Below are 22,220 nucleotides of genomic sequence, written 5' to 3'. Positions count from 1 at the left end.
CGCCATGAAACTGACCAGAAAACAAACCATCGCCATCGCAGCCATCGTGCTGTCCGGCGCCGCCCTCGCCGCCGTCATCATGCTGCCCGGCGCGCGCACAGCCACCACCGAGGAAGCCGCGCATGGCGGCAAAGAGGAACACGGCGGCGAGCACGCCAAAGCGGACGCCAGGGAAGGCGCCGCAGGAAGCAAGCCGGACCAGGCCGAACATGAGAAACATGAGGCACATGCGGACGAAGCGCCGCAGGCCGCCTTCAGCGACGCGCAGATCAAGACCGCCGGCATCACGCTGGCGGTGGCGGGACCTGCGCCGATCGAGCCGGCCATCGCACTGTCCGGCGAAATCCGCTACGACGGCGACCGCACCGCGCACGTGGTGCCGCGCCTGGCCGGCATGGTCGAAAGTGTGAGCGCCGAACTGGGCCAGCAGGTCAAGAAGGGGCAAGTGCTGGCCGTGCTGTCCAGCCGCGAGCTGTCCGAACTGCGCAGCGAACTGCTGTCGGCCCGCCAGCGGCAGACGCTGGCGCAAACGCTGCTGGCGCGCGAGCGCAAGCTGTGGGAAGAGCGCATTTCGGCGGAACAGGACTACCTGCAGGCGCAGCAGCAGGCAAACGAAGCCGGCATCGCCGTGCGCAACGCGCAGCAGAAACTGGAAGCGCTGGGCGCCGGCGCCCTCCCCGCATCCGGCCCGCTGAACCGCTACGAAGTGCGCGCGCCGTTCGACGGCACCGTGCTGGAAAAGCACATCGCCGCCGGCGAAGCCGTCAAGGAAGACGCCAACATCTTCACGCTGTCCGACCTGTCCAGCGTATGGGCCGAGTTCGCCGTCACCGCCCCCCACCTCGACGCGGTGCGCGTCGGCCAGCAGGCATCCGTGCAGTCGGTCTCCTCCGGCGCCAGCGCCATGGGCACGGTGGCCTACGTGGGCGCGCTGCTGGGCGAGCAAACGCGCGCGGCCACGGCCCGCATCCGGCTGAAGAATCCAGGCACCGCCTGGCGCCCCGGCCTGTTCGTCAACGTGCGCGTGTTCCCGCCAGCAGCCGACGCGGCCAACGCGGTCACGGCGGCCGTGGCGGTGCAAAGCGGCGCCGTGCAAACGCTGGATGGCAAAGCCACCGTGTTCGTGCGCACGCCCGCCGGCTTCAGGGCGCACACCGTGACGCTGGGCCGCAGCGACGGCAAGCTGGTGGAAGTGCTGTCCGGCCTGGCGCCCGGCGCGCGCTACGCGGCGGACGGCAGCTTCGCCATCAAGGCCGAACTGGGCAAGTCCGGCAACGAACACGCCCACTGACGCGAAAGGCCTACCATCATGTTTGAACGATTGATAAGCGGCGCCATCGCGCAGCGCTGGCTGGTCATGCTGCTGGTGCTGGGCATGGCCGCCCTTGGCGTCTACAACTACCAGCGCCTGCCCGTCGACGCGGTGCCGGACATCACCAATGTGCAGGTGCAGATCAACACCGCCGCTCCCGGCTACTCGCCGCTGGAAACCGAGCAGCGCATCTCGCTGCCGCTGGAAACGGCCATGGCCGGGCTGCCGCAGCTGGACCAGACGCGCTCCCTGTCGCGCTACGGCCTGTCGCAGATCACCGTCACCTTCAAGGACGGCACCGACATCTACTTCGCGCGCCAGCTGGTGAGCGAACGCCTGCAGGAAGCGCGCGGGCGGCTGCCGAAGGACGTCTTCCCCGCCCTCGGCCCGATCTCCACCGGCCTCGGCGAAATCTACCTGTGGACGGTGGAAACCAAGGAAGGCGCCAAGAAGCCGGACGGCACGCCCTATACGCCGACCGACCTGCGCGACATCCAGGACTGGATCATCAAGCCGCAGCTGCGCACCGTGCCGGGCGTGACCGAGATCAATTCGATCGGCGGCTACGCCCGCGAATACCAGGTGGCGCCGCACCCTGACAAGCTGGCCTCCTACGGCCTGACCGTGCGCGACCTGGTGGCAGCGCTGGAGCGCAACAACGGCAACAGCGGCGCCGGCTACATCGAACGCAACGGCGAGCAGCTGCTGGTGCGCGCCCCCGGCCAGCTGGCCACCATGGACGACATCGCCAACGTGGTGCTGACCACCGCCGACGGGATACCGGTGCGGGTGCGCGACATCGGCCAGGTGCTCGAAGGCCGCGAACTGCGCACCGGCGCCGCCACCGAGAACGGCCGCGAAGTGGTGCTCGGCACGGTGTTCATGCTGATCGGGCAGAACAGCCGCACCGTGTCGCGCGCGGTGGACCAGCGCATGGAGCAGATCAACCGCAGCCTGCCGCCGGGCGTGCACGCGGTTACCGTGTACGACCGCACCACGCTGGTGGACAAGGCCATCTCCACCGTGCGCACCAATTTGCTGGAAGGCGCGGTGCTGGTGGTGGCGGTGCTGTTCGCCTTCCTGGGCAACCTGCGCGCCGCGCTGATCACCGCCATGGTGATTCCGCTGTCGATGCTGTTCACCTTCACCGGCATGGTGTCGTACAAGGTCAGCGCCAACCTGCTCAGCCTGGGCGCGCTGGACTTCGGCATCATCGTCGACGGCGCCGTGGTCATCGTGGAGAACTGCGTGCGGCGGCTGGCGCACGCGCAGGCCGCGCTGGGCCGCCCGCTCACGCGCAGCGAACGCATGGACGAGGTGTTCGCCGCCGCGCGCGAGTCGCGCCGCCCGCTGCTGTACGGGCAGCTCATCATCATGGCCGTGTACCTGCCCATCTTCGCCTTCAGCGGCGTGGAGGGGCGCATGTTCCATCCGATGGCGCTCACCGTGGTGATCGCGCTGTTCGGCGCCATGTTGTTGTCGATGACCTTCGTGCCGGCCGCCGTGGCGCTGTTCATCGGCGACCGCGTGAGCGAAAAGGAGAACGCCGTGATGCGCGCGGCCTCGCGCTGGTACGCGCCGGTGCTGGACATGGCCATGGCCAACAAGCCGGTGGTGCTGGCCTTCGCGGCGGTGGCGGTGCTGCTGTCCGCGCTGCTGGCCACGCGCATGGGCAGCGAGTTCGTGCCCAGCCTGGACGAAGGCGACATCGCGCTGCAGACGCTGCGCATCCCCGGCACCAGCCTGACCCAGTCGGTGACGATGCAGCAGCAGCTGGAACGCAAGCTGATGAAGGAATTCCCCGAGATCGAGCGCGTGTTCGCGCGCATCGGCACGGCGGAGGTGGCGTCCGACCCGATGCCGCCGAACAGCGCGGACGGCTTCATCATGTTCAAGCCGCGCGACCAGTGGCCCAAGCCGCGCAAGACGCGCGAGCAGCTGGAGGCGGCCATCCGCGCCAGCGTGGAGCAGCTGCCGGGCAACAGCTACGAGTTCTCGCAGCCCATCCAGCTGCGCTTCAACGAGCTGATTTCGGGCGTGCGCAGCGACGTGGCGGTGAAGGTGTTCGGCGACGACATGGCGGTGCTGAACGAGACGGCGGAACGGATCTCGGCCACGCTGGCGAAGGTGCCGGGTGCCACCGAAGTGAAGGTGGAGCAGACCAGCGGCCTGCCGGTGCTGACGGTGGCCGTGGACCGCGCCAGGCTGGCGCGCTACGGCCTCAATTCGGCCGACGTGCAGGATACCGTGGCGGCGGCCGTGGGCGGCCAGCAGGCCGGCGACGTGTTCCAGGGCGACCGCCGCTTCGACATCGTGGTGCGGCTGCCGGAGCAGATGCGCAGCGACCTCGATGCGATCCGGCGCCTGCCGATCGCGCTGCCGGGCAAGGGCTTCATCGCGCTGGGCGAAGTGGCGACGCTGGACATTGCGCCGGGACCGAACCAGGTCAGCCGCGAACAGGGCAAGCGGCGCGTGGTGGTCAGCGCCAACGTGCGCGGGCGCGACATCGGCTCCTTCGTGGCGGAGGCCGAGCAGGCCATACGCCGGCAGGTGAAGCTGCCGCCGGCCTACTGGATTACCTGGGGCGGGCAGTTCGAGCAGCTGCAGTCGGCCGTGGAGAGGCTGAAGCTGGTGGTGCCGGCCGCGCTGCTGCTGGTGCTTGGCCTGCTGTTCGCCATGTTCGGCAACCTGAAGGACGGCTTGCTAGTGTTCAGCGGCATCCCGTTCGCGCTCACCGGCGGCATCGCCGCGCTGGCGCTGCGCGGGCTACCGCTGTCGATTTCGGCGGCGGTGGGCTTTATCGCGCTGTCCGGGGTGGCGGTGCTGAACGGGCTGGTGCTGATTTCCTTCATCCGCAACCTGCGCGAGGAAGGCCGTACGCTGGACCAGGCAGTGCGCGAAGGCGCGCTGGGCCGCTTGCGGCCGGTGCTGATGACGGCGCTGGTGGCCGCGCTGGGCTTCGTGCCGATGGCGCTGGCCACCGGCACCGGCGCCGAGGTGCAGCGGCCGCTGGCCACGGTGGTCATCGGCGGCATCCTGTCCTCCACCGCGCTGACCATGCTGGTGCTGCCGATGCTGTACCGGCTCGCGCATGGCCGCTCGGGCGGCACGCCGCGCGCGGCGCGCTAGCCGGCCTTGCTGAAGCGCCTGTCGCACACGTCCATCGAGTAGGACGCAGGCCACAGCGCTTCGTAGACCGCGCCTTGCAGTTTGGGACGCAGCTTCAGGTAAGTCTCCTTGTCGTTGGCACGGCAGGCGAAGGAGGCGAACTTGTTGGCGTTCCAGGTGGTGTTCGGATAGCGCGCCAGCAAATCCTCGAAGCCGGCCTTCATCACTTTCCACTCCGGGCCGGTGCCGTCGGTGGCGAAGGGAATGGCCGAGTCGCAATTGCAGTCTTCGCCCCAGTACAGGCGCGCATACATGCCCTGCCCTTCGGCGCTGCGCGTGACGGCGGCGGCGCGGCGCGCGAAGGCATCGAACTCGCGCGCGCTGCCGCCCCAGCGGGGACTATAGACGCGGGCCATCTGCACGTGGATCTCCTGGTCGAACGGGAACGCGGCCACCGCCTGCTTGTATGCCGCCTCAATGACGGGACGCGGCGCGCCGGTCTCCATCAGGTTGGTGATATTCAGGCTGTGCCACAACGGACAGGTGGCCGACAAGGACTTGCTCTGCGCCAGCCGCGCGGTGGCCTTCGCCATGCGTTCATGGAACAGCTCCCAGGCCTCCTTCGGCACCTTGTGCGCGTAGCCGCCGCCGCGTGCCTTCCACGCGTAGGCGCTCCAGTACAGCGTTTCGGCCAGCGCCTGCGCCAGCGAATCTGGATACTGGCTGCGCCATTCGGCCAGTTGTTTGGGGTAGGCGTCCCACACATTCCAGGCGCCGAAATAATGGTTGAGCGCGGACGCGTAGATCATCATTCTCGGCTGCCCATCAGGGAAGCGCTCCTTGCCGCTGCACAGGGACTTGAAAGTCGCCTCCAGTCCCGCGTGGTCGCGTTCCTGCCACTGCGATTCCACCGGCAAGACGGCCAGATTCATCAGCGTCTGCATATCCTGCGATGCCGAGTCCGGCTGCGGAACCCGTTGCTGCCCCGCCGCCCCCGCACTACACGCCACGCCCAGCAGCCCTGCCGCTACGCCTGTCCGCCACCATACCATCCAGTCCATACGTTCTCCCTGCCGGCAGTCCGGCGACGTGTTCAGGGCAGTATAGGTCAATTTCCATGTGGCAATATATCCGATTGTCACAGGCGTAAAAAAAGCGGCCATCCGGCCGCTTTTTTGTTCAGGAAGCTTCTTATTTCGAAGCGTCGCCTTTCTTGATCCATGCCGCCAGCTGGTGCGGGCGGATGCCGTCGTAGTCTTCGAACGGCTGGTGGATCCATGGGTTGTGCGGCAGTTCTTCCATCTGGTAGTCAGGACGGAACGCCGAGCTGCCCTTGGTCCAGATCACGGCCGACTTCACTTCGGTCACGCCTTCGAAGTTCTGCTTCAGGTGCTCCATGACCTTGATCAGGGTTACGCCCGAATCGGCCAGGTCGTCCACCAGCAGGATGCGGCCCGACAGCGGACCCTTGGTCATCGTCATGTACTTGGCGATGTCCAGGTCGCCCTGCACGGTGCCCTTGTCGGCGCGGTAGGAGCTGGTCGACAGGATCGCCAGCGGCACGTCGAAAATACGCGAGAACACGTCGCCGGGACGCACGCCGCCGCGCGCCAGGCACAGGACCATGTCGAACTTCCAGCCCGATTCATGCACCTTGAGCGCCAGGCGCTCGATCAGGCGGTGGTATTCATCCCAGGACACCCACAGGTGCTTGTCGTCGGATTGAGGGGTGCTCATTAGTTCTATCCTTCTTACTCGTACGGATGGCGCAGTACGATGGTCTCTTCGCGGTCCGGGCCGGTCGATACCATATCCACTGGCACGCCAACCAGTTCTTCGATGCGCTTGATATAAGCGCGCGCGTTTGCAGGCAGCGCGGCCAGCGATTTAGCGCCGACAGTGCTTTCGCTCCAGCCCGGCATCTCTTCATAGATGGGCTGGCAGCGGCCTGCGTCCTCTGCGCCGACCGGGAAGATGTCCACGGTGCGGCCGTCCAGCGTGTAGCTGGTGCAGATTTTGATGGTTTCCAGGCCGTCCATGACGTCCAGCTTGGTGATGCACATGCCCGACACGCCGTTGATCTGGACCGAGCGGCGCAGCAGCGCGGCGTCGAACCAGCCGCAGCGGCGGGCGCGGCCCGTCACGGTGCCGAACTCGTGGCCGACCGACGACAGGTGGTGGCCAACGCCGGCGTCGGTAGGCAGTTCCGAAGGGAACGGGCCGGAGCCGACGCGGGTGGTGTAGGCCTTGGTGATGCCCAGGATGTAGTGCAGCATGCCAGGACCGACGCCGGCGCCGGCAGCGGCGTTGCCGGCCACGCAGTTCGACGAGGTGACGAACGGGTAGGTGCCGTGGTCCACGTCCAGCAGCGAGCCTTGCGCGCCTTCGAACAGCAGGCTGCCGCCGGCCTTGTGCGCGGCGTACAGGGCGCTCGACACGTCGGCCACCATCGGGCGCAGGCGCGGCACGTAGGCCAGCGCGTCGTCCAGGGTCTTCTGGTAGTCGATCTTCGGCGCCTTGAGGTAGTTCTCCAGCACGAAGTTGTGGTAGTCCAGGTTTTCCTTCAGCTTCTCGGCGAAACGCTCTTCGTTCAGCAGGTCGGCGATGCGGATGGCGCGGCGCGCCACCTTGTCTTCATAGGCCGGGCCGATACCCTTGCCGGTGGTGCCGATCTTGGCGGCGCCGCGGGCCGCTTCGCGGGCCGCGTCGAGCGCGCTGTGGTACGGCAGGATGACCGGGCAAGCCTCGGAGATCTTCAGGCGCGACGCCACTTCCACGCCAACCGCTTCCAGCTTGTCGATTTCGCGCAGCACGTCCGGCACCGACACCACCACACCGTTGCCGATGTAGCAGGCCACGCCTGGACGCATGATGCCCGACGGGATCAGCTGCAGCGCGGTCTTCACGCCGCCGATGACCAGCGTGTGGCCGGCGTTGTGGCCGCCCTGGAAGCGCACCACGCCCTGGGCGTGATCGGTCAGCCAATCAACGATTTTACCTTTGCCCTCATCGCCCCATTGGGTGCCGATGACAACCACGTTCTTTGCCATATTTTTTTTCGACATCACACTAACCTAAGTTTTTAAGAATCCAGTTGCTACCACTATCGTCGAGCACCAGCGCGCGGTCGCACTCGAACTCGTCCTGTTCATTGCTGTGACCCGGCAAACTCTGGATCACAACTTCGCCGGCTTTGCGCAGCTCGGCAATCTTGTCTTTCAGTTCAGGCGCGTTGCCCCACGGCGCGCGGATCGAGTGCTTGCGCTCGGCCGTGGGCAGCAGGCGCGCCAGTTCGCGCAAGTCCATCGAGAAGCCGGTGGCGGGACGGGCCCGGCCAAACGCTTCGCCGACGTGATCGTAGCGGCCGCCGCGCAGCACCGCGTTCGGCAGGCCCGGCACGTAGACGGCGAACATGGCGCCGCTTTCGTACTGGTAGCCGCGCAGGTCGGCCAGGTCGATCGCCACGTCGGCACGGCCGATTGCGGAAGCGGCCAGCGCGGCCAGTTCGGCCAGCGCCTTGCCGATCCCAGGCAGTTCCGGCAGCACTTCGCGGGCGCGCTTGAGCACGTCCACGTCGCCGTACAGGTTCGGCAGGGCCAGCAGCGCGGAACGCACGGCCGGCGCGTAGCCGGCGGTCTGCAGTTCCAGGCCCGGCACGTCCTTGGCGCGCAGCAGCAAGTACAGCGCGGCCTCGTCCTTGGCCGCGTTGGCGTCCTCGGCCAGGATGGCGCGCAGCACGCCCACGTGGGACAGGTCCAGGCGCACGTCGGTGAAGCCGGCCAGCGCCAGGGAGGCCAGCGCCAGTTCCTGGATCTCGGCGTCCGCTTCCAGGCCGGCGTGGCCATAGATCTCGGCGCCGATCTGCAGCGGCTCGCGGGTGGTGTGCAAGCCCGACGGACGGGTATGCAGCACGCTGCCGGCGTAGCACAGGCGGGTGACGGTGGCGCGGTTGAGCAGGTGCGCGTCGATACGGGCCACTTGCGTGGTCATGTCGGCGCGCAGGCCCAGCATGCGGCCGGAAATCTGGTCGACCAGCTTGAAGGTGCGCAGCTCGGTATCCTGGCCGGCGCCGGTCATCAGGGACTCGACGTACTCCAGCAGGGGCGGCATGACGAGTTCGTAGCCGTACAAGCGGAAGTTATCCAGCATCAGGCGGCGCAATTCTTCAATCTTGCGCGCTTCGGACGGCAAAACGTCCGCAATATGTTCGGGCAATAGCCAATTCGGCATGGAGAAAACCGGAAACGGTGTTGTTGAGATATCGATCATGCGCCCCAGCGGGAACGCACACGGCAATCGGAGGGCCGAACCGCATATTTTACGCGAAAATGCGGGCGGATGGAAATAAAAGCTGGTCGGGCGGCGCTGGCGGGTTACGCGGGCAGGCCGCCAACCCGCCCTGCGGGGTGTGCAGGGCGGGTTGGGTGGGATAGCTTACTTTTTGGCGGGAGCCGGGGCGGCAGCGCCGCCGGCGCCGCCGCCTTTGAAGTACTTGAAGAACTCCGAGCTCGGGTCGAGCACCAGCACGTCGCTGCGGTTCTTGAAGGACTCGCGGTAGGCGCTCAGGCTGCGGTAGAACTTGTAGAACTCCGGATTGCGGCCGAACGCGTCGGCGTAGATCTGGCTGGCCTTGGCGTCGCCCTCGCCCTTGATGGTTTCGGCGGCGCGGTAGGCTTCGGCCAGGATCACGGTGCGCTGGCGGTCGGCGTCGGCGCGGATCTTCTCCGAGTCGGCGGTACCGGTGGAGCGCAGTTCGTTGGCCACGCGCACGCGCTCGGCCTTCATGCGTTCGTACACGGAGTTGTTGATCTGCTCCACGTAGTCCACGCGCTTCAGGCGCACGTCGATGATCTCGACGCCGATCTGCTTGGCTTCCACGATCACCTTGGTGCGGATCTGCTCCATGACCTTGCCGCGCTGGCCGGAAATCACTTCGCGCACGGTGCGCTTGGTGATCTCGTCGTTCAGCGCCGCTTTCACGATCTGGTACATGCGGTCGCGCGCGCGGCTTTCGTCGCCGCCGAAGGACACGAAGTACAGGCGCGGCTCGACGATGCGCCATTTGACGAAGGCGTCCACCAGGATGTTCATCTTCTCGGCCGTGATGAAGCGGTCGGCATCCGGCGAATCGATGGTCATGATGCGCTTTTCCAGGTACAGCACGTTCTGGAACGGCGGCGGCAGCTTGAAGTGCAGGCCGGGCTCGGAAATCACCTGCTTGACTTCACCCAGCGCGAACACGATGGCGTACTTGCGCTGGTCGACCACGAACACGGTCGAGGACAGCAGCATCAAAGCGATGAAGCCGCCGATCAGGATGGTAACTATGCGATTCATTAACGGCTCTCCCGATCACGTGAGGTCTCGCGCGAACGGCTGTCGCGCGGGCGGGTATCCACCGGCGGCAAGCCATCGGATGGCAGCATCACGGCGGTGGGCGGCGGCGGCGTGGCGTTCGCTTTCGCGGCGGCGTCGCTGGCGGCTGCCTGGGCGATCAGTTTATCGAGCGGCAAATACAGCAGGTTGTTGCCGGCGCGGGAATCGATCATCACCTTGCTGGTGCTGCTGAAGATCTGCTGCATGGTGTCGAGGTACATGCGGTCGCGCGTGACGCCGGGCGCCTTCGCGTACTCGGCCTGCACCGACTTGAAGCGCGCCGCGTTACCCTCGGCGTTCTCCACCACTTGCGAACGGTAGGCTTCGGCGTCCTGGGTCAGGCGCGAAGCGGCGCCGCGCGACTCGGGAATGACCTTGTTGGCGTAGGCCTGGCCTTCGTTCTTCAGGCGCTCGCGGTCCTGCCCTGCCTTGACGGCGTCGTCGAAGGCGGCTTGCACCTGCTCCGGCGGCTGCACGCCCTGCATGGTCACGTTGGTGATCTGGGCGCCGGACGCGTAGCGGTCCAGCACTTGCTGCATCAGCTGCTGGGTTTCGAACGCCACCTTCTCGCGGCCCTCGTACAGCACGAAGTCCATCTTGCTCTTGCCGACGACTTCGCGGATGGCCGTCTCGGCCACCTGCATCACCGTCTCTTCCGGATTGGTGTTGCTGGTGATCCAGGCGACCGGATTCTTCAGCGTGTACTGCACCGCGAACTGGATGTCGATGATGTTCTCGTCGTCGGTCAGCATCAGCGATTCGCGCAGCTGCTTGTTCTTGACGTTGTTGCGGTAGCCCACTTCCACCGTGCGCACCTGCGACACGTTGACGGTGACGTCGCTCTGGAACGGATACGGCCAGCGCCAGTTCAAGCCGGCGGGCGTGACGTGCGAGACCTTGCCGAAGGTGAACACCACCCCCGTCTGGCCTTCCTGCACGATGAAGGCGCCGCTGGCCAGCCACACCAGCGCGGCGATCGCACCGACCGCGCCGATGGTGAAGCCGGCGCCGCGCATGTCGCCGCCGCCGCTGCCGCCACCGCCGCTGCCGTTATTGTTGTTGCGCTTCTGGCCGAACAGGCCGTTCAGGCGCTGGTTGAAGTCGCGCCAAAGCTGGTCCAGGTCCGGCGGACCTTCACCGGGTTTCTTGCCTTCTTGGGCCTGCTTGTTGCCGTCCTTGTTGTCCGAGCCCCAGCGGGGATCGTTCAAGTTCAGCTTCAAGCCTATTCTTTTTTTTAAGGAGGAGAAAGGCATACTAATGTGATCCAACTTGGGTGAAAGTGGAATGGCCCTCGGAATCCGGATCCTGATCTTCATCGTGCAGATCCTGGTCCTCGTTGGGCGCCTCGTACAGATAAGCCTTGCCGGGTGCGGCCTTGGCCGCTTCGGTGATCGCGCTGCGCAGCAGGTCCAGCCCCGCGCCAGTGCGCGCACTGGTGAAAACGCGAGAAATTTTAGCATATTCATCACGCTCGACCGCCGGCTCCAGGCCGGCCGCGTCGATCTTGTTCCAGACCAGGATCTGGGGAATATGATCGGCGCCGATTTCGCGCAGCACCAGGTTGACCTGCTCGATCTGCTCCATGCGCACCGGGCTGGCGGCGTCGACCACGTGCAGCAGCAGGTCGGCGTGGATGGTTTCCTCCAGCGTGGCGCGGAATGCCGCCACCAGCTGGTGCGGCAGTTCCCGCACGAAACCAACCGTGTCGGAGATCACCACGTTGCCCACTTCCTCGCCCATGTAGACGCGGCGCGAAGTGGTGTCCAGCGTGGCGAACAGCTGGTCGGCGACGTACACGCCGGCCTTGGTCATGGCGTTGAACAGCGTGGACTTGCCGGCATTGGTGTAGCCGACCAGGGACACGGAAAACGTCTGGCTGCGGCCGCGCGAACGGCGCTGGGTCTCGTGCTGCTTGCGCAGCTTGGCCAGGCGGGCGCGCAGCGCTTTCACGCGCTCGCCGATCAGGCGGCGGTCGGTCTCGAGCTGGGTCTCACCCGGACCGCGCAAGCCGATACCGCCCTTCTGGCGTTCCAAGTGGGTCCAGCCGCGTATCAGGCGCGTGGCCAGGTGCTGCAGCTGGGCCAACTCAACCTGCAGCTTGCCCTCGTGGCTTTGCGCGCGCTGCGCGAAAATATCCAGGATCAGGCTGGTGCGGTCCAGCACGCGGATCTGCAGCCGCTTTTCCAGGTTGCGCTGCTGCGCAGGAGACAGGGCGTGATTGAAGATGACGATCTCAAGCTTGAGATCCTGGACGGCAAAGCCGATCTCGTCGGCCTTGCCGCTGCCGACGAAATACGCTGCGTCCGGACTGGAGCGCTTGCCGGTAATCGTGGTCACCGGGTCCGCTCCCGCCGAACGCGCGAGCAGCATCAGTTCCTCGACGCTGGCGGCAAAATCGCCCTGACCGAAGTCTACCCCGACTAAAGCTGCGCGCATGCGACCGCCAGGCAAGGTGGGAGGCGAAAATCAATACTCAATGATTATTCCGCTTCGGATTCGATGTTCAGGTTGACGGCACGGGCCGGAACCACGGTCGAAATGGCGTGCTTGTACACCATCTGGGTCACGGTATTGCGCAGCAATACCACGTACTGGTCGAACGATTCGATATGTCCCTGCAGCTTGATGCCGTTGACCAGGTAGATCGAGACAGGAACGTGTTCCTTGCGCAGCGCGTTCAGGAATGGGTCTTGTAACAGTTGCCCTTTGTTGCTCATAACAGCTCCGTTTTATGTTGTTGTGTGTGAATTGGAGGCGACTCGCTGTATTTCAAGTGCCAAGCATCAATCTCTGCCTGGAGAATGATGCCTTCAAGCTACTGTAACCTGTTTTTGACATTTGTGCAGGGCGTACCGTGCAGAAATGTCAACAAATCAGCAATAAGGCCCGATTATTTTTCGCGCTTGTCGAACGGGTTTTTACCGGTGCGCAATTCAATGCGCAGCGGCGTGCCGACCAGGTTGAACGTGTCGCGGAAATGCTTCTCCAGGTAACGCTTGTACGGGTCGGACACGGCGTCCAGCGCATTGCCGTGGATCACGATCACCGGCGGGTTCATGCCGCCCTGGTGCGCATAGCGCATCTTCGGGCGGATCGAGCCCTTGCGCTTCGGTTCCTGCTTCTCCACCGCTTCCTGCAGCGCGCGGGTCAGCTTGGGGGTCGACATGTCGGCCATGGCGGCGGCGTAAGCCTGGTCCACCGACTTCATCAGCGGGCCGATGCCGGACGCCTTCAGCGCCGAGATGAAGTGCATCTTGGCGAAGGACAGGAAGTCCAGCTTGCGGTCCAGGTCGATCTTGATCTCGTCGCGGTCGTCCGACTGCAGGCCGTCCCACTTGTTGACGGCCACCACCAGCGCGCGGCCGGTTTCCAGCACGAAGCCGGCGATGTGGGCGTCCTGCTCGGAGATGTCCTGCTGGGCGTCCAGCATCAGGATCACCACGTTCGCTTCCGAGATCGACTGCAGCGTCTTGACCACCGAGAACTTCTCGATGGCTTCGAACACGCGGCCGCGGCGGCGGATGCCGGCGGTGTCGATCAGGGTGTACTGCTTGCCGTCGCGTTCGAACGGGATTTCGATCGAGTCGCGCGTGGTGCCCGGCATGTCGAAGGCGATCACGCGCTCTTCGCCCAGCAGGGTGTTGATCAGCGTCGACTTGCCGACGTTGGGACGGCCCACCAGCGCGATTTTCACGCCGCGCTCGGCAGGCTCCAGCTCCTCGGCATCTTCCGGACGCTGCTCGAAGGCCTTGTCCAGCGCTTCCTGCACCAGGTCATGCACGCCGTCGCCGTGGGCGGCGGAGATCACATACGGGTCGCCCATGCCCAGTTCGTAGAAGTCGGACACCACGGCGGTGTAGCGCATGCCTTCCGACTTGTTCACCACCAGCAGCACGGGGCGGCCGGTCTTGCGCAGGAAGTCCGTGATGGTCTTGTCATGCGGCGTCAGGCCTTGGCGGCCGTCGACCAGGAACACCACGATATCTGCCTCCGCGACGGCCTGCTTGGTCTGCAGCGCCATCTGGTACATGATGCCTTCCTTGGCGACCGGCTCGAAACCGCCGGTGTCCACCACCAGGAAGGGGCGTTCGCCGATGCGGCCTTCGCCATAGTGGCGATCGCGCGTCAGGCCTGGCAAGTCCGCCACCAGCGCGTCGCGCGAGCGGGTCAGACGATTGAATAAGGTCGATTTCCCGACGTTCGGGCGACCTACGAGTGCTATTACCGGCTTCATTGTATTACTCGACCGCGAGCGCGGTCACTGTCCCTGATTGGGTTTGGAAAATCAAATTCGAGCCAGCGATGACAGGCGACGACTTGATCGCCCCGCCGTCGGTGCTGACCCGACCTATTAGTGCGCCATCTTCGCGCGACAGGAAATGGATGTAGCCCTGCATGTCGCCCACGGCCACGCTGCGGCCTACCGAGGCCGGCGTGGACAGGCGGCGGAATGCCAGCTTGTCGCTCTTCCAGGCGCTCTGGCCGCCTTCGCGCGAGAAGGCCGCCACGGCGCCCTTCTCGTCCGCCGTGAACACGAAACGCTGGTCCACCGCCACGCCGACGTCGGAAGACACTTCCTTGGTCCAGCGCGCCTGGCCGGTGGCCAGGTCGAAGCAGCCCACGCGGCCCTGGTAGGTCACGGCGCAGATGTCTTTCTCGAACACCACCGGGGTGCCGGCCACGTCGGCCACGCGTTCCAGTTCGGTGGCGCCTTTCGGCTCGCCCACCGACACTTCGAAGCGCGGCACGCCGGTGGCCAGGGTCAGCGCCAGCAGCTTGCCGCCCGGCTGGCCGACGTAGACGTTGCTGCCGTTGATGACCATGCCCGGCGCGTTGCGCAAGGTCAGGGCCGGCGTGGTGCGCAGCACCGACCAGCGCCTGGCGCCGGTCTTGGCTTCGAAAGCCGTGATGCGGTTGTCCACCGAGCGCACCACCACCACGTCGTCCGCCGCCACCGGCGAGGACAGCACTTCGCTCGAGGCTTGAGCCTTCCACAATTGCTTGCCGCTGCCGTCGAAGGCGATGATGTTGCCCTTGACGCCGCCCACCACGACGATTTCGCCGTTCGGGCTGGCGCCCACGCCGGCGGTCAGGTCGCTGCCGGCCTTCACGCGCCACAGCTGCTTGCCGCTGGCCGCGTCCAGGCGCGCCACGCCGCCGTCGGCGTCGGCCACGAACACGCTGCCGGCCGCTGCCGCAGGGCTGAAGTTGTACGCGCCGGATTTGCCCAGCGAGTACTTCCACGCGGTTTTCACCGCCATCGGGTTTTTCAGTTCCACCAGCGCGGCTGGCTTGTCCTTCGGTTCATCCGCGAACGGATTGATCTTGTCCAGGGTGCTGCAACCTGCGGCCAGGGCCAGCAGGCTTACGCCGACTACTTTACCGGTAATGCGCATAGATTTCCTTGACGTGACTTGTTGTGGCCAGGCGCGCTTACGCAGCGGCCTTTGGTTCAGCCGGCACGGTGCCGCCGATCGCTTCGAGCTTCAGCTGGATCAGCTGGCGGCCCGGGTTCTTCTTGTCGGTGGCGTTCAGCGCTGCCAGGTAGGCGGTGCGCGCTTCGGCCAGCTTGTTCTGCGCGGCCAGCACGTCGCCCTTGCGGTCGGCCACGGAGCCTTCGAACTGCTTCGGCACGGCCACGGCCAGCACCTTCAGCGCTTCGTCGTAGGCTTTCTCGTCCAGCAGCACGCCGGCCAGGCGCACGCGCGCAATCGCCTTGTGCTCTTCGTTGCCGTGCTCGATGGCCCAGTTCAGCTGGGTCTTGGCGGTCTTCAGGTCGTTCGCGTCGAAGGCCTGCTTGGCGGCCGCCAGCGCGGTCATGGTGGCGTAGGTGGTGCTGGCGAACTTGCTCTGCATGTCGGCCGTGGCGCGCTGCACCTTGGCCGCATCCTTGGCGGCGATGGCGGTCTGCAGCTCGTCGTACAAGGCCGAGGCCGAGGCGGCCTGGTCGCGCTGGTAGTAGTTCCAGCCGTTCCAGCCCGAGTAGGCCGCCAGGCCCGCGATCAGTACCCACGACGTCAGGTTGCCGTACTTGGCCCACCAGGCTTTGAAGTTAGCTAATTGTTCTTGTTCTTCGAGATCGTATGCCATGAGATTCGGTCAGGTTAAAGGTTAATCAATTGCAGCGCAGTGCTTGTTGCTTAATGTTTGCAGTTTTCGTCGTGCACGTGGAAATGGTGGTGCTCCTCGCCATCGCCGGTGATGTGGTCCACGATGTAGTCCACCACGTCGTCGAACGCCACGGTGGCTTGCTGGTGCTCGCCCTCTTCGCCGCGCATCGCTTTCACGTTGGCGGTGGCGTTGGCCACTTCCGACTCGCCGATGATGACGGCAAACGACGCGCCGCTGCCGTCGGCCTTCTTCATCTGGCTCTTGAAGGAGCCGGCGCCGCTCAGCGCGGCGCAGTGCAGCACCACGTCCAGGCCGGCGTCGCGCAGGCGCTCGGCCAGCACGAAGGCTTGCATCTGGGCGTCCTCGCCCTGGTGCACCATGTACACGTCGCACTGGTTAGGCTCGGCCGGTTCGCCGGCCACCTTCATCAGCTCCACCAGGCGCTCGATGCCCATGGCGAAGCCCACCGCAGGGGTAGGCTTGCCGCCGAAGGTTTCGATCAGCGGGTCGTAGCGGCCGCCGGCGCAGACCGTGCCTTGCGTGCCCAGTTCGTCGGTCACCCACTCGAACACGGTGCGGTTGTAGTAGTCCAGGCCGCGCACCAGGCGGGTGTTGATGGTGAACGGGATGTTGTTGTGGTTCAGGATCTTCTGCACGCCGTTGAAGTGCGCCAGCGACGCTTCGCCCAGGTAGTCCAGCAGCTTGGGCGCGTTGTTCACCAGTTCCTGCATGGCCGGGTTCTTGGTGTCCAGGATACGCAGCGGGTTGCTGTGCAGGCGGCGCTGGGCTTCGGCGTCCAGCTGCCCGCTGTGCGCTTCCAGGTAGGCGATCAGGTCCACGCGGTGCGCCGCGCGCTCGGCCGCGTCGCCGATGGAGTTCAGTTCTAGGCGGATGTTCTCCAGGCCCAGGTCGTCCCACAGGCGGCGGCACATCATGATCATTTCGGCGTCCACGTCCGGGCCGGTGAAGCCCACGGCTTCGCAGCCGAACTGGTGGAACTGGCGGTAGCGGCCGCGCTGCGGTTTCTCGTGGCGGAACATCTGGCCCTTGTACCACAGGCGTTTCGGGCCTTCGTAGACCAGGTTGTTCTCGATCACGGAGCGCACCACGCCGGCCGTGCCTTCGGGGCGCAGGGTCAGCGCGTCGCCGTTCATCGAATCGGTGAAGGAATACATTTCCTTCTCGACGATGTCGGTGACGGCGCCGATGGCGCGCGCGAACAGGCTGGTGTTCTCGACGATGGGGGTGCGGATCTGCTGGAAGCCGTAGCTCTGCACCACGGACTGCGCGGTGTTCTCGAACAGTTCCCACAGGTGGGCGTCCTGCGGCAGCAGGTCGTTCATGCCTTTGACGGCCGTGATTTTTTCAGCTTTTTTATTTTCAGACATATTCTTTGCCGTAGTTCTTCTTAACGTAATCCAGCACGATGGCCTGGAATTCCTGGACGATGTTTTCGCCGCGCAGGGTGGCGAATTTCTGGCCGTCGACAAACACCGGCGCGGCCGGCGATTCGCCGGTGCCGGGCAGGCTGATGCCGATGTTGGCGTGTTTCGATTCGCCGGGACCGTTGACGATGCAGCCCATCACGGCCACGTTCATCGCTTCCACGCCCGGGTATTCTTTCTTCCATTCCGGCATCGAGTCGCGCAGATAGGTCTGGATGTCGTCCGCCAGCTCCTGGAAGGTGGTCGAGGTGGTGCGGCCGCAGCCCGGGCAGGCGATCACCATCGGGGTGAACTTGCGCAAGCCCATGGTCTGCAGGATCTCCTGGCCGACCACCACTTCCTTGGTGCGGTCTCCGCCCGGTTCCGGGGTCAGCGAAATGCGGATGGTGTCGCCGATGCCTTCCTGCAGCAGCACCGACAGCGCGGCGGTCGAAGCGACGATGCCCTTGCTGCCCATGCCGGCCTCGGTCAGGCCCAGGTGCAGCGGGTAGTCGCAGCGCTTGCCCAGCTCGCGGTACACGGCGATCAGGTCCTGCACGCCGGACACTTTGCACGACAGGATGATCTTGTCGCGGCCCATGCCCAGCTCCTCGGCGCGCACCGCGTTTTCGATGGCCGAGGTGATCAGCGCTTCGTACATGACCGCTTGCGCGGTCCATGGATTGGCGCGCGCGGCGTTCTCGTCCATGATGCGCGCCAGCAGCGCCTGGTCCAGGCTGCCCCAGTTGACGCCGATGCGCACCGGCTTGTCGTACTTGACGGCCACTTCGATCATCTGCGCGAACTGCGTGTCGCGCTTGGCGCCCTTGCCCACGTTGCCGGGGTTGATGCGGTACTTGGACAGCGCCTTGGCGCAGTCCGGGTAGTCGGTCAGCAGGGTGTGGCCGTTGTAGTGGAAATCGCCGACCAGGGGCACGTCGATGTCCATCCTGTCCAGCTGTTCGCGGATGTAGGGCACGGCGGCGGCCGCCTCCGGGCGGTCCACTGTCAGGCGCACCAGCTCGGAGCCGGCGCGCGCCAGTTCCTTGATCTGGATCGCGGTCGCCACGGCGTCGGCCGTGTCGGTATTGGTCATCGACTGCACCACCACGGGCGCGTTGCCGCCGACCCAGATCTTGCGGTCGCCATGGGCCACCAGCACGCTGCGGCTGCCACGGCGCGCTTGCGGGCCGGAGGGGATTGCGGTGTTCGACATCGGGACGTCCATCTTGTTCGATTAGCTTTACTTAACTTACTTGATATTCACGCGTGCAATTGTACCGCCTGGCACTTCAGGCAAGGCCAGCGGCTGGCCGCGCAGGGTGGCCTGCACGTTGCCGGGCTTGCCGACGATCAGCAGCGCCGTGTCGTTGATCTCGAACTGCTCGGTGCTGCCGGCCTTGACCAGGCGCGCGATCAGCGACGGCTTGCCGGGACGGCGGATTTCCACCCACGAATCGTCCGTAAACTTGAGCACCAGCGTGGCCGGACCGGTTGCCGCGGCGGCCGGCGCTGCCGGGGCGGCCACCGGGGCGGCCGCAGGCGCAGGTGCGGCCGGTGCTGCGGGAACCGGTGCCGGCGCGGCGGCGGCCGGCGCGGGAGCGGCCGGTACGGCGGCTGCCGGCGCGGCACCAGGCACAACCGGATTGACGCCGGCCGTGGTGCTGCCACCGGAGGCGCTGTCGGCCGGCGGCACGGACACCAGCGGCACATTCGGCGAAATCAGCGGCGCGGTATCGGCGCCGGGCTTGGTGACCGTCTCCAGCGCAGGCGCGCCGGCGGCCGGCGCGCTGGCGGCCGGCGTTTCATCCTTCACCGCTTTCAGCACATTGGGCAGCAGGCCGGCCTGGTAGGCGCCGGCCACCGCCACCACCACCGCCACCACGGCGGCGCCCATCAGCCAGCCCGCAGGCTTGGACGAGCGTTCCGTGAGCGACGGGAAGCGCGACTCGGAGAACGTGGCCGAGATTTTCTCGCGGCGCACCGGCGTGGCAGTCTCATGGCTGGGCGCCGGGTTCACTTCGATCATGGCCACCAGCGGCGCGGCGTCCAGCTTCACCACCTTGGCGTAGGCGCGCACGAAGCCGCGCGTGACCGCCATATTGGGCAGCGCGGCGTAATCGCCCGCTTCCAGCGCCACCACCTGGCGCGGCGCCAGCTTGAGCTGGTCTGCAATCTGGTCCACCGTCAAGCCCATCGCCTCGCGCTGCGCTTTCAGCTGCGCACCGGGCGTGCCCTGCTGGTTCCGGTTCTGGTTCTCAGGCTGATCCGCCCGTTCTGAATTCATAGGTATACCTGTCTCACTCATCAAACGCCCCACGTTGATAGGCAGCATACTCCGGCGAGCCGGAATGGTGGCGGCGCAATTGCGTCGCCCAGGCCGATTCCGCGCCCGTGTCGCCGAGTTTATGCTGCACCCTGATTGCAAGCCACAGCACGTCAGCCGACAGGCTGTCCATCTTGGCCAGCTTGCTCAGCCGGGTAATGAAAAAACCGGCGCGCACATAGTCGCGCCGCTCGTAATAGATGCGCGCCAGGTTGGCGCTGGTGGCCGCAACATCCGGCGCAATCTTCAATGCCGGCAGCAAATACTTCTCTGCCGTGTCGTAATCTTTCTGTTTCAGCGCGCAACTGCCCGCGTTGTTGTAGGCATCCGCCGGCGACTGGTAGGAACGCACTGCCAGCGCCGCGTCGAAATACTTGAACGACTCGGCCACGCGGCCGTGGCGGCACAGGAAGGAACCGTAGTTATTGTTCACTTCCGGGCTGTTCGGCGCCAGTTTCAGGGCGCGCACGAAGTTGTCCTCCGCCAGCTCGCGCTCGTCCATGGCCATGTAGGTCAGGGCGCGCATGCTGTAGGCGTCGGCCAGCTCGGGGTCGGCGGCCAGCGCCTTCTTGATTTCATCCAGCGCCACCGCGTACTGGCCCTGCTGGTAGTAGCCGATGGCCAGCTGCATGCGGATTTCGGCGCGCTTTTGCGCCGCCGTCTGGTCCGACGCGGTGGCCAGCTCGGCCTTGCCGCTGTGGCCCGGCACCGGCGCCGATGTCGACGCGCAGCCGCACAGCAGCCCGGCCAGGCCGAGGGCGGCCAGGCGCAGCAGGCAGCGGTCGGCTAGCGCGGTCATCAGGAACGGATCTCCACGATCTTGCCGAAATCGGGGCCGAATTTCTTCTGGTATTCGGCCATCTTGCCCATGCGCTCCTGCACCTTGGTGCGGTCCTGCACTTCGCCGGCCAGCTGGCCGCAGGCGGCGTCGATGTCGTCGCCGCGCGTCTTGCGCACGGTGGTGACGATGCCGGCGTCCATCAGGATCTGCGCGAACTGCTTGATGCGCTCGTTTTTGGAGCGGAACAGGCCCGACTCAGGGAAGGGATTGAACGGAATCAGGTTGAACTTGCAGTTCACGCCGAACTCGCGGTGCTTGACCAGCGCCACCAGCTCGCGCGCGTTCTCGTCGCTGTCGTTGAAGCCGTCCAGCATGCAGTATTCGAAGGTGATGAAGTCGCGCGGCGCGAATTCCAGGTAGCGCTTGCACGCCGCCATCAGTTCTGCCAGCGGGTATTTCTTGTTCAGCGGCACCAGGCCGTCGCGCAGCGGGTCGTTCGACGCGTGCAGCGACACCGCCAGCGCCACCGGCACCACCTGGGACAGCTTGTCCATCATCGGCACCACGCCGGAGGTGGACAGGGTGACGCGGCGGCGCGACAGGCCGTAGGCGTTGTCGTCCAGCATGAGTTTCAGCGCGGTGGCGGTCGGCTCGAAGTTCAGCAGCGGCTCGCCCATGCCCATCATCACCACGTTGGTGATCTGGCGCTCGCCTTTCGGGCCGGGCTCGATGCCCTTGGTGCGGCGCAGTTCGAATTCGGCCATCCACAGCTGGCCGATGATCTCGCCCACCGTCAGGTTGCGCGAGAAGCCCTGCTTGCCCGTGGAGCAGAAGCGGCAGTTCACGGCGCAGCCGGCCTGGGTGGAAATGCACAGCGTGCCGCGGTTCTCTTCCGGGATGAACACGGTTTCGACGGCGTTGCCGTTGCCGACGTCGACCAGCCATTTGCGGGTGCCGTCGGTGGAAGTGTGGTCGCTGATGATGGCCGGCGCCGTGATGCGGGCGCGGGTTTTCAGCTTGTCGCGCAGCGACTTGGCCAGGTCGGTCATCGAATCGAAGTCCGACGCGCCGAACTGGTGGATCCAGCGCTGCAGTTGCTTGGCACGGAACGGTTTCTCACCCAACTCCGCACAGTAGGCGATCAGCTGTTCCGGATCGAAGTCCAGAAGGTTGGTGAGGGTCGTGTCCATACTTATACTCAATTCATTCTAAAAAAAGGCTGCGCCCCGGACGAGGCCGGGGCAACAGGTACAGCTCAAATCAACGTGCTACCGTGCTTCGCCGGGGGCGAAGATTAACGGGAGTAAACGTTCAGTGCCGGGAAGTAGTAAGCGATTTCCACAGCAGCGGTTTCAGCGGCGTCAGAGCCGTGAACGGCGTTGGCGTCGATGGAGTCAGCGAAGTCGGCGCGGATGGTGCCTGGTTCAGCTTTCTTTGGATCGGTAGCGCCCATCAGATCGCGGTTCTTGGCAATGGCGCCTTCGCCTTCCAGGACCTGGATCATGACAGGACCGGAGACCATGAAGTCGACCAGGTCTTTGAAGAATGGACGGGCAGCGTGCACAGCGTAGAAGCCTTCTGCTTCGGCGCGCGACAGTTGAGCCATACGCGCAGCGACGATCTTCAGGCCAGCGCCTTCAAAACGGCTGTAGATCTGGCCGATAACGTTTTTAGCGACTGCGTCTGGTTTGATGATCGACAGGGTGCGTTCGATTGCCATGTAAAAAACTCCAATAAAAAGAAAGGTTTAAAACGAAATTGATGATTCAATCAACCCTTGAT

General features: G+C 65.4%; 19 protein-coding genes. 2 read left to right on the top strand and 17 right to left on the bottom strand.

Annotation, left to right across the window (positions count from 1 at the left end; translation table 11 throughout):
• The first annotated feature begins 4 nt into the window (after positions 1 to 4).
• Both AC56DV_RS19500 and AC56DV_RS19495 read left to right on the top strand, forming a co-directional pair.
• Complete coding sequence (locus tag AC56DV_RS19500; protein ID WP_496315897.1) at positions 5 to 1,291, top strand: efflux RND transporter periplasmic adaptor subunit; 1,287 nt, start codon at positions 5 to 7, stop codon at positions 1,289 to 1,291.
• A gap of 18 nt (positions 1,292 to 1,309) precedes the next feature.
• Complete coding sequence (locus AC56DV_RS19495; protein WP_496315896.1) at positions 1,310 to 4,441, top strand: efflux RND transporter permease subunit; 3,132 nt, start codon at positions 1,310 to 1,312, stop codon at positions 4,439 to 4,441.
• On the opposite strand, the gene AC56DV_RS19490 is transcribed toward AC56DV_RS19495, so the two are convergent.
• From AC56DV_RS19490 to ndk, 17 genes are all read right to left on the bottom strand, one after another.
• Positions 4,438 to 5,352, bottom strand: a complete 915-nt coding sequence (locus AC56DV_RS19490; RefSeq protein ID WP_496315895.1) for a hypothetical protein — start codon at positions 5,350 to 5,352, stop codon at positions 4,438 to 4,440. The genes AC56DV_RS19495 and AC56DV_RS19490 overlap by 4 nt on opposite strands.
• A 259-nt stretch (positions 5,353 to 5,611) precedes the next feature.
• Positions 5,612 to 6,157, bottom strand: a complete 546-nt coding sequence (locus AC56DV_RS19485) for a phosphoribosyltransferase (protein WP_496315894.1) — start codon at positions 6,155 to 6,157, stop codon at positions 5,612 to 5,614.
• 14 nt (positions 6,158 to 6,171) lie between these two features.
• Entirely contained in the window at positions 6,172 to 7,485 is a 1,314-nt protein-coding gene (locus tag AC56DV_RS19480; RefSeq protein WP_496315893.1) for an adenylosuccinate synthase, read from the bottom strand.
• Between the two features lie 4 nt (positions 7,486 to 7,489).
• Positions 7,490 to 8,650, bottom strand: coding sequence for an ATP phosphoribosyltransferase regulatory subunit (locus AC56DV_RS19475; protein ID WP_496315892.1), 1,161 nt, complete (start codon positions 8,648 to 8,650; stop codon positions 7,490 to 7,492).
• A gap of 204 nt (positions 8,651 to 8,854) precedes the next feature.
• Positions 8,855 to 9,757, bottom strand: coding sequence for a protease modulator HflC (hflC, locus tag AC56DV_RS19470; protein WP_496315891.1), 903 nt, complete (start codon positions 9,755 to 9,757; stop codon positions 8,855 to 8,857).
• Positions 9,757 to 11,049 carry an FtsH protease activity modulator HflK gene (hflK, locus tag AC56DV_RS19465; RefSeq protein WP_496315890.1) on the bottom strand — a complete coding sequence of 431 codons (1,293 nt, stop codon included), beginning with the start codon at positions 11,047 to 11,049 and terminating at the stop codon, positions 9,757 to 9,759. The genes hflC and hflK overlap by 1 nt, the downstream gene beginning before the upstream one ends.
• A 1-nt stretch (position 11,050) precedes the next feature.
• On the bottom strand, positions 11,051 to 12,232 hold the full coding sequence (gene hflX, locus AC56DV_RS19460; RefSeq protein WP_496315889.1) for a GTPase HflX: 1,182 nt from the start codon (positions 12,230 to 12,232) through the stop codon (positions 11,051 to 11,053).
• Between the two features lie 44 nt (positions 12,233 to 12,276).
• The gene (gene hfq, locus AC56DV_RS19455) at positions 12,277 to 12,513 is read right to left on the bottom strand and encodes an RNA chaperone Hfq (protein WP_008450615.1); all 237 of its coding nucleotides are present in this window, start codon (positions 12,511 to 12,513) and stop codon (positions 12,277 to 12,279) included.
• Between the two features lie 173 nt (positions 12,514 to 12,686).
• On the bottom strand, positions 12,687 to 14,030 hold the full coding sequence (der, locus tag AC56DV_RS19450; RefSeq protein WP_496315888.1) for a ribosome biogenesis GTPase Der: 1,344 nt from the start codon (positions 14,028 to 14,030) through the stop codon (positions 12,687 to 12,689).
• A gap of 4 nt (positions 14,031 to 14,034) precedes the next feature.
• Positions 14,035 to 15,192, bottom strand: a complete 1,158-nt coding sequence (gene bamB, locus AC56DV_RS19445; RefSeq protein WP_496315887.1) for an outer membrane protein assembly factor BamB — start codon at positions 15,190 to 15,192, stop codon at positions 14,035 to 14,037.
• A 37-nt stretch (positions 15,193 to 15,229) separates the two neighbouring features.
• Positions 15,230 to 15,886, bottom strand: coding sequence for a YfgM family protein (locus tag AC56DV_RS19440; protein ID WP_496315886.1), 657 nt, complete (start codon positions 15,884 to 15,886; stop codon positions 15,230 to 15,232).
• A 50-nt stretch (positions 15,887 to 15,936) separates the two neighbouring features.
• Positions 15,937 to 17,295, bottom strand: coding sequence for a histidine--tRNA ligase (gene hisS / locus AC56DV_RS19435; protein ID WP_496315885.1), 1,359 nt, complete (start codon positions 17,293 to 17,295; stop codon positions 15,937 to 15,939).
• Positions 17,288 to 18,547, bottom strand: a complete 1,260-nt coding sequence (gene ispG, locus AC56DV_RS19430; RefSeq protein WP_496315884.1) for a flavodoxin-dependent (E)-4-hydroxy-3-methylbut-2-enyl-diphosphate synthase — start codon at positions 18,545 to 18,547, stop codon at positions 17,288 to 17,290. Before ispG ends, hisS begins: the two co-directional genes overlap by 8 nt.
• Positions 18,548 to 18,583: 36 nt before the next feature.
• Positions 18,584 to 19,618, bottom strand: a complete 1,035-nt coding sequence (locus tag AC56DV_RS19425) for a RodZ domain-containing protein (protein ID WP_496315883.1) — start codon at positions 19,616 to 19,618, stop codon at positions 18,584 to 18,586.
• 13 nt (positions 19,619 to 19,631) lie between these two features.
• Positions 19,632 to 20,456: a type IV pilus biogenesis/stability protein PilW gene (gene pilW / locus AC56DV_RS19420; RefSeq protein WP_496315882.1), complete on the bottom strand. Its 825-nt coding sequence runs from the start codon at positions 20,454 to 20,456 to the stop codon at positions 19,632 to 19,634.
• Complete coding sequence (gene rlmN, locus AC56DV_RS19415; protein WP_496315881.1) at positions 20,456 to 21,628, bottom strand: dual-specificity RNA methyltransferase RlmN; 1,173 nt, start codon at positions 21,626 to 21,628, stop codon at positions 20,456 to 20,458. Before rlmN ends, pilW begins: the two co-directional genes overlap by 1 nt.
• Before the next feature lie 104 nt (positions 21,629 to 21,732).
• The gene (gene ndk, locus AC56DV_RS19410) at positions 21,733 to 22,158 is read right to left on the bottom strand and encodes a nucleoside-diphosphate kinase (protein WP_496315880.1); all 426 of its coding nucleotides are present in this window, start codon (positions 22,156 to 22,158) and stop codon (positions 21,733 to 21,735) included.
• Between the last annotated feature and the right edge of the window lie 62 nt (positions 22,159 to 22,220).

Source organism: Massilia sp. BGA-UO-ETr-WB1, from assembly GCF_059567845.1.
The sequence above is the reverse complement of the archived record's forward strand: the minus strand, read 5'-3'. Positions and strand labels throughout refer to the sequence as shown.

Bases quoted from the DNA above. Each gene is read 5' to 3' on its own strand.
- AC56DV_RS19500 (WP_496315897.1), top strand. From the start codon at position 5: ATGAAACTGACCAGAAAACAAACCATCGCCATCGCAGCCATCGTGCTG.
- AC56DV_RS19495 (WP_496315896.1), top strand. From the start codon at position 1,310: ATGTTTGAACGATTGATAAGCGGCGCCATCGCGCAGCGCTGGCTGGTC.
- AC56DV_RS19490 (WP_496315895.1), bottom strand. From the start codon at position 5,352: ATGAATCTGGCCGTCTTGCCGGTGGAATCGCAGTGGCAGGAACGCGAC.
- AC56DV_RS19485 (WP_496315894.1), bottom strand. From the start codon at position 6,157: ATGAGCACCCCTCAATCCGACGACAAGCACCTGTGGGTGTCCTGGGAT.
- AC56DV_RS19480 (WP_496315893.1), bottom strand. From the start codon at position 7,485: ATGTCGAAAAAAAATATGGCAAAGAACGTGGTTGTCATCGGCACCCAA.
- AC56DV_RS19475 (WP_496315892.1), bottom strand. From the start codon at position 8,650: ATGCCGAATTGGCTATTGCCCGAACATATTGCGGACGTTTTGCCGTCC.
- hflC (WP_496315891.1), bottom strand. From the start codon at position 9,757: ATGAATCGCATAGTTACCATCCTGATCGGCGGCTTCATCGCTTTGATG.
- hflK (WP_496315890.1), bottom strand. From the start codon at position 11,049: ATGCCTTTCTCCTCCTTAAAAAAAAGAATAGGCTTGAAGCTGAACTTG.
- hflX (WP_496315889.1), bottom strand. From the start codon at position 12,232: ATGCGCGCAGCTTTAGTCGGGGTAGACTTCGGTCAGGGCGATTTTGCC.
- hfq (WP_008450615.1), bottom strand. From the start codon at position 12,513: ATGAGCAACAAAGGGCAACTGTTACAAGACCCATTCCTGAACGCGCTG.
- der (WP_496315888.1), bottom strand. From the start codon at position 14,030: ATGAAGCCGGTAATAGCACTCGTAGGTCGCCCGAACGTCGGGAAATCG.
- bamB (WP_496315887.1), bottom strand. From the start codon at position 15,192: ATGCGCATTACCGGTAAAGTAGTCGGCGTAAGCCTGCTGGCCCTGGCC.
- AC56DV_RS19440 (WP_496315886.1), bottom strand. From the start codon at position 15,886: ATGGCATACGATCTCGAAGAACAAGAACAATTAGCTAACTTCAAAGCC.
- hisS (WP_496315885.1), bottom strand. From the start codon at position 17,295: ATGTCTGAAAATAAAAAAGCTGAAAAAATCACGGCCGTCAAAGGCATG.
- ispG (WP_496315884.1), bottom strand. From the start codon at position 18,547: ATGTCGAACACCGCAATCCCCTCCGGCCCGCAAGCGCGCCGTGGCAGC.
- AC56DV_RS19425 (WP_496315883.1), bottom strand. From the start codon at position 19,618: ATGAATTCAGAACGGGCGGATCAGCCTGAGAACCAGAACCGGAACCAG.
- pilW (WP_496315882.1), bottom strand. From the start codon at position 20,456: ATGACCGCGCTAGCCGACCGCTGCCTGCTGCGCCTGGCCGCCCTCGGC.
- rlmN (WP_496315881.1), bottom strand. From the start codon at position 21,628: ATGGACACGACCCTCACCAACCTTCTGGACTTCGATCCGGAACAGCTG.
- ndk (WP_496315880.1), bottom strand. From the start codon at position 22,158: ATGGCAATCGAACGCACCCTGTCGATCATCAAACCAGACGCAGTCGCT.